We start from the raw sequence: 14,100 nt of genomic DNA on the forward strand, positions 1-14,100 counted from the left end.
TTTGAGATACGAGGAAAAACGAATATTTTTGCCCTTATATTCTATCGATAATTCGAAAATTCTAAAAAATGGAATTAATATTGATAGTGCAACACTAAAAAAGCAACAGATCGATGTCGAAACTCTTTTTATACCTGAGGACAGCCACTTTCAGGAAAAACCTTATCGGGTCTATAATCTTCTTGATTGTCCTGTTCATCCTTATTTATTTTGGACTGAAAATTTACACCAAACATGGGGACTCCCAGGAGGTTCCAGTGCTGAAAGGCCTACATATCAATGAAGCCTTAAGTATCTTGGATAAGGCAGGCTTAGAATATGAAATAGACTCCATCTATCAGATGGATGCAAAACCAGGCTTGGTCATCGATCAGGATCCTGATCCTAAATCGCATGTTAAAGGCGGTCGGACCATCTATCTGACGATCATTACACAATCTGCACCGGAAATTGCTTTCCCAGAAGTGATCGACAAGACCTATATCGAGGCTTCGGCTATCCTGAAAAACCATTCCTTGAAAATTGCGGACACTACCTATATCAATGATATTGCTAGAGATTTGGTATTGGATGTTAAATTTGCCGGACAGTCGTTACGTGCTGGAAGAATGGTTCCTAAGGGATCGAAGATCTCCTTGATTCTTGGAAATGGCCGTGGTGATAGTGAGGTAGAAATCCCTAACCTGGTCGGATTGCCTTTGATCGAAGCAAAATTTGCTTTGGCTGGCGTAGGGTTGGTACTGGGTTCTGTTAAATTCGCAGATGGATCCAACGACTCCCTGAATGCGATCATCGAAAGCCAAAGTCCAGACACCAGCGCAAGAATTATTTCCATCGGTTCAGCGATCCATGTGATCATGTCCAAACCAAAAGAAGTAGCACCCGAAACTCCAACCCCGCTAAACCCATAACATGGCAGAGAACAGAAAAAAATCGAGCCTTCCTTTATTTATTGGAATTATCGTATTGATCATAGGATTAACCGCTGCAGGTTTTGCCTATTTCACTTTCATGGCACCATCCATCGCCACCGATGAGCCTTACTTTTATGTAAAGAGCAACGAGCCTTATGAGGAAGTGATGAAGCGGATAGAAAGTGAAGGGGTAGTCAGTAATCCGGCATTGTTTCAGTATGCGGCAAAATTTATGGACCTGAAATCCGCAGGTATCAAAGCAGGTAAATACAAATTATCTAAAGACCTTTCCAACCGCAGATTCATTGGAAATCTTCGTGGGGGATATCAGGAAGCCGTTAAATTCAGGTTTCAGAACATCCGTTTAAAAGAAAATTTCGCAGGTTTATTGGGCAGAGAATTTGAAGCGGATTCCACCGCCTTCCTTCAGCTATTGAACGATGAGCAATTGGCAACAAAATACGGTTTCACGAAAGATAACTTCTTCAGCATGTTCATTCCGAACACCTATGAAATCTACTGGAACACCGATCCTAAGGAGATCATCGATCGTTTTGCAAAGGAGTACACCAAATTCTGGAATGATGACCGTAAGGCCAAAGCAGCAGCATTGAACCTGACCACGCAAGAAGTTAGTGTGCTGGCTTCTATTGTTAAAGGAGAAGCGCTTCACGTGGATGAAATGCCAAAGATTGCAGGGCTATACCTTAATCGTTTGAAGAAAGGAATGTTATTGCAGGCCGATCCTACGGTAATCTTCGCAAACAACGACTTTACCATCCGTAGGGTGCTGAACAGACATTTAACCATTGATAATCCATACAACACTTACCGGTATAAGGGATTGCCTCCAGGGCCAATCATGATGCCAAGTATCGCCTCTATTGATGGGGTATTGAACTACGACCATCATAACTATATCTATATGTGTGCGAAAGATGATTTCTCCGGATACCATTTATTTGCAGAAACCGTTGCAGAACATTTGGTGAACGCACGGAAATTCCAAAAAGCATTGGACGAAAGAAATATCAAAAAATAAGGTTATGTTCTCTTACCAACATCAAATCCGGGTCAGGTATGCCGAAACGGATCAAATGGGTTATGTTTATTATGGCAACTATGCTTCCTATTACGAAGTGGCACGTACGGAGATGTTGCGTAGTACCGGTGTTTCCTATAAGGAGTTGGAGGACATGGGCGTCATGCTACCTGTTACAGACTTGAACAGCAAATACTTAAAGGCCGCCAAGTATGATGATTTGATCACAATAAATATTTATATTAGGGAAAAACCAGGTATTCGGATTAAATTTGAATACGAGCTATTTAACGAAGCGGGCGAATTGCTGAACACCGGATTCACCCAATTGGTATTTGTTGATATGGAAAAAGGTAGACCCTGCAAACCACCACAGGTTTTCGTTGATAAAATGGCTCCATTTTTTGGAGGATAATGAAAAAAGTACACCAACAACTTCTTCGTGTAAGGCCGTATGACCGTTTGATAGAATGGTCTAAAGGGGCCACCCTACCTGGTTTTGGGAAGTTGCCACTTTACACTGTACTTGTATTTTTCTTCCAAGAAATAGCCCGGGAATCCATTCTGAACAAAGCTTCTTCCCTCGCCTATAACTTTATGTTGGCGGTATTTCCAGGGATTATCTTCCTGTTCACCTTGATTCCCTATATCCCGGTTGATAATTTTCAGGAACAATTGTTGGACCTGATCCAATTGGCTTTGCCGAACAATGCCTTTGAGGTCCTACAGACTACACTGATCGATATCATCAAAAGACAGAACAGTGGGTTATTGTCGGTGGTATTTGTATTGGTCACTTTCTTCTCCACCAATGGGATGACTACCTTGATGATGACCTTCAATAAAGCTGCGCTTTCCAAAGAATCGAGGACCTGGCTACAACGACGGGTCATCGCTTTAGGTTTGGTTTTCGCTATCGTCCTTGCCCTGGTAGTTGGCATAGCGCTATATGCGGGTTCCAACTACTTCATCAACTACCTAAAAACACATATCGATTACGACCTGAAATATTTTTGGGCCACCCTGATCAAGATCGCCCAGTGGCTGATTCTCTTCAGTATCTACTTTTTTACCGTCAGTTTAATCTATAAATTTGGACCATCCTCTACAAAAAAATGGAAACTTTTCACCCCGGGAGCTACCTTAGCTACCCTTTTGGCCATGCTTTCCTTCTCCCTTTTCACCTTCTACATCAACAACTTTGGGGCCTATAACAAACTGTATGGATCAATCGGAACATTGATCGTAGTGATGATCTGGATGTATATTAACGCATTAATACTTATTATTGGCTTTGAATTGAATGCCAGTATTGCTTTATCAAAACAAAGTATTAAAATTGTAAAGCCAAGGGTATACAACTCTTTTAAACCAAACAATACTTAAATACCATCTTGTTAATTTATTTGGCTTTTTAATTAACTTTGTGTCGAATATGGAAGATAAGACTTTATTGAAGAGCTCTAAGCGGAACAGAAATGTCCGTAATATCCTATTATTTTCCATCATCATCCTTTTCATCACCTTCGTTATCGTATTTATATTTTCGTTTATCCAATATAAATCCATTCAGAACCGGATCAAATCCATTTACGTTTCCATCAATAGCGATAAAAATGACTTCTCCGATTTATTGGATGTTTTCAACGAAGCGGAACATGATTTCCGGGAGTTCTCCATCACCTATAGCAGTGAGGATTATGAAAACTACAAGAACAAGCTGGTCCACCTTAAGAAATCTGTTGATTCCCTGATCAATATCAAGGAATTGACCGACCTATGGTATGATGATCAACCAAAATCCAATCGGGAGGTGCTGGATCTCATTCCGAAATATAAATCCCTGAACGCAAAACTGGACTCCATGATCCTGGCATCAGAGACCCTACGGAATTTCCACCAGGAAACATCCAAGGATTCCATGTTTGATCTGCCGCTTCCGAAAATTGAGAAGGATAGTATTTTCAGTAGCGAGAAAACCTTGAGCAATAGGCAGATCCTTTTGGATAGAAAACCCCTATTGCAACGTATATTCCAGAAAAAACAGGATACTATCAACGTCGAGGCCTATGAAACTTACGAAACAGAACGTTTGCAGCTGCAGGAGACTTTGGTCGAGATCCTGGAAGATAACAATACCTTTACCCGAACCAAATTAAATGAACTGCAAGAAACCCTGAACCGGTTGCGGAAGAATGAAAGGGCTTTGCTAGCGGATAATTTCACCTTATTGCAAAGTGCCAATCAATTGGTTCGGATCATCCATAATGAACGCTTTCAGATACAAAAGGAAAAAACCGATCGTGACCTGATCTCTTTGATTTCCAGTACAGAGACGTTCAGGTGGCAGATCATCATCTCCCTAACCTTTGTATTCATCATTATCTGTATTCTGATCTACTACCAATTTTTCTCAGCCTACTACGAAAGGAAGCTGATGGAAGAAAAAGTGTACGCCTCCAAATTGGCAGAACAGAAGACAGACATCCTCGCAGAGATCACCCATGAGATCAGAACTCCATTAAATTCCTTGATCGGTATTGTGGATCTGTTGAAGAGTAGAAAAGACCTCTATCAGCCGAAGGATATCCTGTTGTTGGAATCGGCCTATTCCAATATCACCATGACTTCCAAAACCATCAATGATATATTGAACTTGAGCAAGATCGATCAGCATGACGCGATAGAACCGAGCTTCTTTGATTTCAAAGAATTGGTTATGGAAGTGATCGAAGGCCATCAGAACCAGGCAGCTTTAAAGAACATCACCCTGGATTATCATGTACAGCCGGAAGCACCTACGGTGATCTATACCGATGAAGTCAAGGTTCGGCAGATCTTACATAACCTGGTGAGCAATGCGATTAAATATTCTTCCAAAGGGGTAGTTCGGACCAGTATCTACATTAATGATAATGGCATGTTGTTGATCAAAGTTTCCGATCAGGGACAAGGGATACCCGATAACCTGAAGAAGAACATCTTCAAGAAATACTATACGGTGAATAAATCCACCAAGGTGGATAGTGGGGTTGGCTTAGGCCTTTACATCACTAAAAATATCGTGAACATGCTGGAAGGCAAGATTGGGTTCAAGACTGCTTCTGGCGCGGGTACCACATTTATTGTGGAGATCCCTGTTCCAGCACCAAGGTACCGCCGGAAGAACAATATCGAGGCCAATCGGGTAAACGACCTACCAAAAAACATCAGCTGGCTGATTGTTGATGATAACGCTTTGAATCTGCTCTATTTACGGCAGTTCTTTTCGTTACATAAGCAAGTATTTACGGCAACGAACGGTAAGGAAGCAGTGGAGATCATGGACCGCGAAAAGATAGATGTGATCATTACCGACATCAATATGCCGGTGATGACGGGGGATGAACTGCTCCTGAAACTACGCATCAACCCGGCCTTTGACCACGTGAAAATAATAGCCACATCCTCTGATAATGACCAAGTTAAGCGACTGGAAAAGGAAAGAGGCGTTCGATTCGACGGTATATTGATCAAGCCGTTCAACGAGAAAAAACTAACGGAAATTATCCTGAAAACCATCTATCCGATATTCGATGATCAGGAGTAAAATCCAAGGACTTCCGATGGGCTAAACTTTTTTTCATCTAAACTCTTGTAAATAAACTTTTTTCGTATCTTTGCAGTCCCTACCACGTAGGGAAAAGGAGAAAATTAATTAATGGCAAAAAAACAAGAAGCAGAAAAAGAGTTAGCGGCGAAAAACGCAGAGCTACAAGGTGCTGACACAAAAGTTGTGAAGGACACTGAAAAGATTGAGTCTGAGGCAGATTCAAATTTGATCGATGAGATCAAATCGAACACTTGGAGTACTCCACAAGGAGACTTCGACTGGGATCTTGATGAGAAAGCATTCGGTAACTATAGCGATGCTGAGCGTGTTAAATTGGAAGAGGAATATGCTGGAACATTTAACCAAATCAATCAAGGTGAAATTATTGAAGGTGTTGTTGTATCAATCAACAACAAAGATGTTGTTTTAAACATCGGTTTCAAATCAGACGGTCTAGTAGCATTATCTGAGTTCCGTGACTTACCTGACTTAAAAGTAGGTGATACTGTTGATGTATTCGTTGAATCTCAAGAAGATGCAAACGGTCAATTGGTATTATCCCGCAAACGTGCTAAAACACAAAAATCTTGGGAAGAGATCAACAATGCATTGGAAAATGACAAAATCATTGATGGTTTCGTTAAATCACGTACTAAAGGTGGTTTGATCGTAGACATCAAAGGTGTTGAGGCATTCTTACCAGGTTCTCAAATTGACATCAAACCTATCCGTGATTACGATGTATACGTAGGTAAAACGATGGAATTCAAAGTGGTAAAAATCAACCACGAATTCAAAAACGTAGTCGTATCGCATAAAGTATTGATCGAAGACGATTTGGAAAACCAAAAATCAGAGATCGTTGCGAAATTGGAAAAAGGTCAAGTATTGGAAGGTACTGTTAAAAACATTACAGATTTCGGTGTGTTCATCGACTTGGGTGGTGTTGACGGATTACTTCACATTACAGATATCTCTTGGGGCCGTATCGAGCATCCAAAAGAGGTATTGGCATTAGACCAAACTATCAACGTTGTAGTTCTTGACTTTGATGACGAGAAAAAACGTATTGCATTAGGCTTAAAACAATTATCAGAGCACCCTTGGGAATCTTTAGACAAAGGATTAGAAATCGGTTCTAAAGTGAAAGGTAAGATCGTTACTGTAGCTGACTACGGTGCTTTCTTAGAAATCATCCCTGGTGTTGAAGGATTAATCCACGTTTCTGAAATGTCTTGGTCTCAAAACCTACGTTCTCCTCAAGAGTTCTTGAAAGTAGGTGATGAAATCGAAGCGGAAATCTTAACATTAGATCGTGACGATCGTAAGATGAGCTTAGGTATCAAACAATTAACTCCAGATCCATGGCAAAACATCACTGAGCGTTACCCAGTAGGTTCTAAACAATCAGCTGTTGTTAAAAACATGACTAACTTCGGTGTATTCGTTGAGTTAGAAGACGGAATCGATGGTTTGATCCACATTTCTGATCTTTCTTGGTCTAAGAAAGTTAACCACCCTAATGAATTCACTAAAGTTGGTGAGAAATTAGATGTAGTGGTATTGGAATTAGACGAAGAAAACCGCAAGCTTTCTTTAGGTCACAAACAATTAGAGGAAAACCCTTGGGATACTTTCGAAACGATCTTCACTGAAGGTTCTGTTCACGAAGGTACTGTAATCAAAGTTGGTGACAAAGGAGATATCGTAGCTTTACAATATGGTGTTGAAGGTTTCTGCCCTAACAAACATTCTGTAAAAGAAGATGGTTCTTCATTGAAAGTTGACGAAGTTGCTGAATTCAAAATCATCGAATTCAACAAAGAGAACAAACGTCTAGTGATTTCTCACTCTCGTATCTGGGAAGATGCTAAAGCTGAAGCTCGTATCGAGGAATTCAATGCTCGTAAAAAAGAAGCTAAAACTGCTAACGCAGCAGTGAAGAAAGTTAAAGATTCTGTAGAGAAATCTACTTTAGGTGATCTTGACGTTCTAGCTCAATTGAAAGAGCAAATGGAAGATGATGAAAAAAAATCTAAATAATTAGATTTTAAAACATAATCCAAAGCCCCGAATGTAAGATTCGGGGCTTTTTTTATGCCTTATATTTCCTTAGCTTTATGAAAGGAAATGTAGGATTTGAATGTTTTTAAGAAATGATTATGGAAAAGATGGATATGCGTGAAAGCCCGCTGATTAGTACGGATGTTGCCTTGCAGATGATCAATGATGATCAGGTGGTGCTATTGGATGCGACCATTGATAAGGTTAATGAGAAAATGGATCGGGATCGGTTGGAACTGATTCCTGGGAGTTTGTTCTTTGATATTGAGGGAGGTTTTTCTGATCATGGAAGTGTTTATCCGCATACGATGGTGGATGCTGCCGTATTTGAAAGGGAAGCGAGGAAATTGGGGATAAATCAAGGGGATAAGGTTATTGTTTATGATCGTTGGGGGATTTATTCCAGTCCTAGGGCGTGGTGGATGTTTAAATTGATGGGCGTTGAAGAGGTATATGTCTTGCGTGGAGGATTGCCAGCTTGGAAGGCTGCTGGATTGCCGATTGTGGATGCTTATAGGGAGGTTGCTGGTTTGGAAGGTGATTTTGTGGCCAAGGAGGATAAGGATTGGATGATTGGAACGGAGGATTTGATGGAGAGGTTGGGATTGGATGGTCAGATGATCGTTGATGCGAGAAGTGAGGGAAGGTTTCATGGAACTGCTCCGGAGCCAAGGGCGGGCTTAAAATCGGGGCATATTCCAGGGTCTAAGAATATTCCTTTTGATCGGGTGCTGGATGGGATTGATTATAAGGAGGATGAGGAGTTGGAGCTGATTTTTGAAGGGAAGTTGGTTTCGGATGGGAAGATGGTTTCAGAAGAGAAATTGATGTCGGAAAATGTTTTGGATGATGATAGTAAGCCGATTGGAAATAAGCCTTTAGGAAATAGGAATATATTCACTTGTGGATCTGGGGTATCGGCAGCGATATTGGCCTTGGCCGCTTATCATTTGGGGAGCAGGAATGTGGCGGTGTATGATGGGTCTTGGAGCGAATGGGGAGCGAGAGAGGATACGCAGATAGAACGGTAATATTTCCGTCCTTGCGAGACCTACGTCATTGCGAGGAGGTACGACGAAGCAATCTTTGGACTTTGTCATCCTGAGTGGTCTCTGTCATCCTGAGGTCTCTGTCATCCTGAGCGCAGTCGAAGGATCTGTACGGGTACCAATTGTAGATTCTTCGACTTCGCTCAGCATGACATGAAGGAAGATTGCTTCGTGCCTCGCAATGACGGAAGGCCTCGCAATGACGCAGTAGCTCCTCGCAATGACGCCAAAAGGCGTCCCAATGTCAAGTACCCCCCTACTTCCTAGCTTCCGGCAAGGGAACATATCCATCATCCCCAGGAACTTTCGGAAACTCATGCTTCCGCCATTTATCTTTCGCTTCTTCAATAATCTCCCTTGAAGTCGCTACAAAATTCCAATAAATAAATCTTTCCTCCGGAAAAGGCTCCCCACCAAAAATATACACCGTCGTCCCAGCCTTCATCTCAAAAGAACATAAATGCGCGTCCTTCGTAATCAAAATATGCTTAGGCGCATAATCATGGCCATTACTGGAAATCTCCCCTTCCAAAATATACAAACCACTCTCGCCATAAAGCTCACCCCGGATATCAATCAACGCATCCTTACTCGCTTTGATCTCCATCATGTACAATTTACTATGTACCGGAACTGGCGATTTCTTCCCAAAAGCTTCCCCTGCAATCAATTTATAACTTACACCATCCTCTTCCCAAGCAGGAATATCCGACGCTTCCACATGATGGAATTCCGGTTCTTGAAACTCCAATTCCTTCGGCAAAGCAACCCAAATCTGCAAGCCATGCAAGAACTTATCCTTGGTTCGCAGATACTCAGGCGTTCTTTCCGAATGGACTACCCCTTTTCCAGCGGTCATCCAGTTTACCGCACCAGGTTTGATCTCCATGGCCGAACCAATGCTATCCCGATGAAAAATAGATCCTTCGAAAAGATAGGTCAACGTGGATAAACCGATATGCGGATGAGGACCAACATCCAGGTTTTCATGGTCTGCCAAACAAGCTGGCCCCATATGATCAATAAATACAAAAGGACCAATACTTCTTTTCTGACGGAAAGGCAATAACCTTCCCACCATAAAATTCCCAATATCCGCAGCGGTTTCTTCTTTTATGAAATCAATATTTGACATGTCTCTCCCTATTTTTTTAAATACTTAACTAATTTAAGCATTTGAAGATAGATTCTGAACAGCTTTAAAAATAAGATTGGCTGCCAAACGGGCTGTACGGTTATCAATATCGTACAAAGGATTCAGTTCTGCCACATCCATACTACGGAGATTGTCCAAGTTCATGATGGTTTCAAAAATGCGGTAGAAGCCATGCGTAGGCATGATTCCTTGAAAGGAGGATGCACTCACACCGGGCGCAAATGCCGGTGAGAATACATCCATATCAATAGTTAGATAGACATGATCTACAGCGTTCGCAAATTCAAATATTTCCTGAATGATCGGATCGATCTGTTCGTGATGGATATTCTCTGCCTTCACGATTTTAGTACCCATTGAATCTGCATAATCGAACAGGGCTTTGGTATTGCTGATATCCTGAATACCGATGGCCATATAACGGAATGCGCTATTGTTCTGTTTAGCTTCCTCTGCAATCTGGTAAAATCCAGTACCTGAATTTGCTCTTCCATCTGCCGTGGCACGGATGTCAAGATGAGCATCAATATTGATGATGCCAATCTTTCCTGATTTAGCAGCTTGTAATCCTTTAAAATGTCCATAGGTGATCTCATGGCCTCCTCCCAATAAAATTGGAAAACCACCAGCTTTCACGATCTGTGTTACCCTGTTTGCTAGTTCCTGCTGAGCTTCTTCCAGCTCCTCTCCAACACAGACTACATTTCCGGCATCCAGTAATTTGGTCTTGCCATCAAAGTGAACCGGGAGATTGGCAATGGATTTCCGTAGGGCTTCAGGAGCCTCCTTGGCCCCTACCCGACCTTGATTCCTATGAACGCCCTCATCACAGACAAAACCCAAAAAAACAATTTTACCTTTTAATGGAGGTTGATCATTCAGATCTATTAGTTCTATTTTCTGATGCCAACGCAAAAATGATTCATCTGTCCCATCAATTCTCCCTGTCCAAAGATTTCTGTCTACGGGTTGGTAATAAACTTGTACTAATGCCTCCATAATATTATCAGTCTAAAAGGTTAGAAATTATATCTTCTTCCACTAAAATGGCAGGTGTTACCTGTAGTGTAGAAGTACGTTTAAGTTCGGTTTCAATAGCTTGTTGAGCTTCTTTGTTCCTTGCCCAAGCTCTGCGGGCAATACCATTGTTCACATCAAAGAACAACATCTGTTTCAATTTCTGATCGGCTTCCTGGCTACCATCCAACAACATCCCAAAACCACCATTGATTACTTCGCCCCAACCTACGCCACCACCATTATGTATAGATACCCAGGTTGCTCCACGGAAGCTATCACCAATCACGTTATGGATGGCCATATCGGCTGTGAATTTACTGCCGTCATAGATATTGCTGGTCTCGCGGTATGGAGAATCCGTACCACTCACATCGTGGTGATCCCTGCCGAGAACCACAGGCGCGGAAAGTCTACCCTCTTCCACAGCCTTATTAAAAGCTTCTGCAATGCGCATTCTTCCCAAAGCATCTGCATAGAGGATCCTCGCCTGAGAACCTACGACCAACCTGTTTTTCTCCGCTTCTTCGATCCATTTGATGTTATCTGCCATTTGTTGGTAGATCTCTTTAGGTGCATCCACTTGGATCTCTTTCATCACTTCCAGAGCAATCTGATCTGTTAAACGTAGGTCTTCTGCCTTTCCGGAGGTACAAACCCAACGGAACGGTCCGAAACCATAGTCGAAACACATTGGGCCTAGGATATCCTGCACATAGGAAGGATATTTAAAATTCACCCCATCTGCAGCAAATACATCAGCTCCGGCACGACTACATTCCAATAAAAAGGCATTACCATAGTCAAAGAAATATGTCCCGCGAGCGGAATGTTTATTCACTGCATTCGCATGCCTTACCAAAGTTTTTTGTACTTCTTGGGCAAAACGTTCCGGATGGTGGGCAATCAGTTCATTGGCCTCTTCAAAACTGATATCTGCCGGATAGTATCCGCCAGACCAAGGGTTGTGCAAAGAGGTCTGGTCTGATCCCACGGTTATAAAAATATCTTCTTCATAGAATTGCTCCCATACATCCACGATGTTGCCGATATAGGCAATGGAAACCAATTCTTTGTTTTTCATGGCTGTTCTTACGCGATCGATCAAATCAGGCATGTTGTCGACCAACACATCTACCCATCCTTGTTCATGACGTTTGGTCGCTGCGGCAGGGTTTACTTCAGCACATACCGTAATACAACCTGCTATATTACCTGCTTTCGGCTGAGCACCACTCATTCCGCCTAATCCTGATGTAAGGAATACTTTCCCTTCAATACTTTCGCCTTCTTTCAGGTGTTTTCTAAAAGCATTCATGACCGTGATCGTTGTGCCATGCACAATACCCTGCGGACCAATATACATATAGGATCCTGCGGTCATCTGCCCATATTGGGTAACCCCTAGGGCATTGAACCTTTCCCAATCATCTGGTTTGGAGTAATTGGGGATCATCATCCCATTGGTTACCACGACTCTTGGCGCATGAGCGGAAGATGGGAATAAACCCATCGGATGACCACTGTACATGTGCAGGGTCTGCTCATTGGTCATTTCCGCAAGATATTTCATCGTCACTAAGTATTGTCCCCAGTTCTGGAACACTGCACCATTACCACCGTAGGTGATCAATTCATGCGGGTGTTGTGCCACGGCAGGATCCAGGTTGTTCTGGATCATCAGCATTATAGCTGCAGCCTGTTGGCTTTTTGCAGGGTATTCTTCAATACCACGTGCATACATTTCGTAAGTAGGTCTGAACCTATACATATAGATTCGTCCATATTCACGAAGTTCTTCCAAGAACTCCGCTGCTAATTCGGCATGCCATTCTTTCGGAAAATAACGCAGTGCATTACGTAGCGCCAATTTCTCCTCTTCTTTATTTAATATGGCCTTGCGCTTGGGCGCATGGCTTACACTTGGATCTAGTTTGGTTTTTGCAGGCAATTCTTTCGGAATGCCTTGTATAATGGTTTCTTGAAAATTCATTGTTCTTTAGTATTAAAGGTTTTCGCCTTTGCGGAATACTTCCATTCCGGATTTCCATACCCGTGCAGGTTTTAATGAACCCTGCAGGTAGGTGATATTCTGATAATTAGCTGTTTCATAGATGATAAAGTCGGCTAAAGCTCCAGCTTTCAAGATGGCTCTATCTTTTAAGTTCAATGCTTTGGCCGCGCGGAAAGTTATACCGGCAAACACTTCGGTATTGCTCAGTTTTTCCATGGATGCCAAAATGCTGGCACTTTCGATCAATTTCCCCATCGGTGCTGAACCTGGATTCCAGTCAGTGGCGATGGCCAAACATGCGCCGGCATCCAATAATTTTCGGGCAGGTGTAAATGCACACCCAATTCCCAAGGATGCCGCAGGTAGTGCAACAGCCACCACATTGGAATTTGCCAAGGCTTGGATTTCTTCTGCAGTGGAAGCTTCCAAGTGATCAGCCGAAACCGCATCTACCTCAACGGCCAAAGCCGAACCGGAAGTGCTGAACTGATCGGCATGTACCGTAATATCAAAGCCCATACTTTTTGCCTTTTCGAAATACGGTTTGGTCTGTTCTGCGGTAAACGCACTTTTTTCGACGAAGGCATCTATCCTATTGGTCAATCCTTCCGCTTTTAGGACTGGGAATAATTCTTCTGCGATCCATTCCAGATACGATTCCGGGCTTCCCTCATAATCCTTCGGACACATGTGTGCAGCCAAACAGGTACTGATCAATTCTGCTTTACTGCTTTCATTCGCCTTTTTGATAGCGCGGAGGGTTTTCAATTCCTCTGCCACATTCAATCCATACCCACTTTTCACCTCGATGGTGGTAATCCCCTGCTCCAATAAAGCATCTGCGTGTTTAAGGATCACCTCGGTCAATTCTTCCTCCGACAATGCCCTAGTATGTTTAACCGTGCTCCAAATCCCACCGCCGGCTTCCGCTATTTCCAGGTAAGAACTACCGGCATTACGCATGGCAAAATCATTGGCGCGGTTTCCGCCAAAAGCGATATGGGTATGGCAATCGATATAACCTGGAAGAACCACCTGGTCACCTTGTAAAAGGATCAAGTTTGCTTCCTGGCCATATTGGGTCTTTAAATCATTGAAATTTGAAATAGCCTTTATTTTATCCCCTTCCAGCAGGATTCCTGCATTTTCCTGGATCTGTAATTGGCTATCTTTTAACGCCCCTTTCATCGGCAGGTTGGCCATACTGACCAATTGCTTAAAGGGTCCTATTAACGTGAGTGCTTTGTTCATG

General features: G+C 42.5%; 11 protein-coding genes. 7 read left to right on the forward strand and 4 right to left on the reverse strand.

Annotation, left to right across the window (positions count from 1 at the left end):
• Positions 1-113 precede the first annotated feature (113 nt).
• The 7 genes from VJ786_RS05215 to VJ786_RS05245 all read left to right on the forward strand — a co-directional run bounded on the left by VJ786_RS05215 (position 114) and on the right by VJ786_RS05245 (position 8,643).
• A complete protein-coding gene (locus VJ786_RS05215; protein WP_134777007.1) occupies positions 114-911 on the forward strand; it encodes a PASTA domain-containing protein in 798 nt (265 codons plus the stop codon).
• A gap of 1 nt (position 912) precedes the next feature.
• Positions 913-1,956, forward strand: coding sequence for an endolytic transglycosylase MltG (gene mltG / locus VJ786_RS05220; protein WP_099366930.1), 1,044 nt, complete (start codon positions 913-915; stop codon positions 1,954-1,956).
• Positions 1,957-1,960: 4 nt separating this feature from the next.
• The gene (locus tag VJ786_RS05225; protein ID WP_134777008.1) at positions 1,961-2,371 is read left to right on the forward strand and encodes an acyl-CoA thioesterase; all 411 of its coding nucleotides are present in this window, start codon (positions 1,961-1,963) and stop codon (positions 2,369-2,371) included.
• On the forward strand, positions 2,371-3,342 hold the full coding sequence (locus tag VJ786_RS05230; RefSeq protein WP_099366928.1) for a YihY/virulence factor BrkB family protein: 972 nt from the start codon (positions 2,371-2,373) through the stop codon (positions 3,340-3,342). Before VJ786_RS05225 ends, VJ786_RS05230 begins: the two co-directional genes overlap by 1 nt.
• A gap of 49 nt (positions 3,343-3,391) precedes the next feature.
• Entirely contained in the window at positions 3,392-5,545 is a 2,154-nt protein-coding gene (locus VJ786_RS05235) for an ATP-binding protein (protein WP_134777009.1), read from the forward strand.
• Positions 5,546-5,656: 111 nt separating this feature from the next.
• Positions 5,657-7,591: a 30S ribosomal protein S1 gene (rpsA, locus tag VJ786_RS05240; RefSeq protein ID WP_099366926.1), complete on the forward strand. Its 1,935-nt coding sequence runs from the start codon at positions 5,657-5,659 to the stop codon at positions 7,589-7,591.
• Between the two features lie 119 nt (positions 7,592-7,710).
• On the forward strand, positions 7,711-8,643 hold the full coding sequence (locus VJ786_RS05245) for a sulfurtransferase (protein ID WP_167554258.1): 933 nt from the start codon (positions 7,711-7,713) through the stop codon (positions 8,641-8,643).
• 274 nt (positions 8,644-8,917) lie between these two features.
• Here VJ786_RS05245 and VJ786_RS05250 read toward each other — a convergent pair whose 3' ends face one another.
• The 4 genes from VJ786_RS05250 to hutI are packed head-to-tail and all read right to left on the reverse strand — an operon-like array spanning position 8,918 to position 14,099.
• A complete protein-coding gene (locus VJ786_RS05250; protein WP_134777011.1) occupies positions 8,918-9,796 on the reverse strand; it encodes a pirin family protein in 879 nt (292 codons plus the stop codon).
• 33 nt (positions 9,797-9,829) lie between these two features.
• Positions 9,830-10,816 carry a formimidoylglutamase gene (gene hutG / locus VJ786_RS05255; protein ID WP_134777012.1) on the reverse strand — a complete coding sequence of 329 codons (987 nt, stop codon included), beginning with the start codon at positions 10,814-10,816 and terminating at the stop codon, positions 9,830-9,832.
• Positions 10,817-10,823: 7 nt separating this feature from the next.
• The gene (hutU, locus tag VJ786_RS05260; protein WP_134777013.1) at positions 10,824-12,827 is read right to left on the reverse strand and encodes a urocanate hydratase; all 2,004 of its coding nucleotides are present in this window, start codon (positions 12,825-12,827) and stop codon (positions 10,824-10,826) included.
• 12 nt (positions 12,828-12,839) lie between these two features.
• Positions 12,840-14,099, reverse strand: coding sequence for an imidazolonepropionase (gene hutI / locus VJ786_RS05265; RefSeq protein ID WP_134777014.1), 1,260 nt, complete (start codon positions 14,097-14,099; stop codon positions 12,840-12,842).
• Position 14,100: the final 1 nt, after the last annotated feature.

The organism is Sphingobacterium tenebrionis, from assembly GCF_037126265.1.
In the GTDB taxonomy this organism is placed as follows: Bacteria; Bacteroidota; Bacteroidia; order Sphingobacteriales; family Sphingobacteriaceae; genus Sphingobacterium; species Sphingobacterium tenebrionis.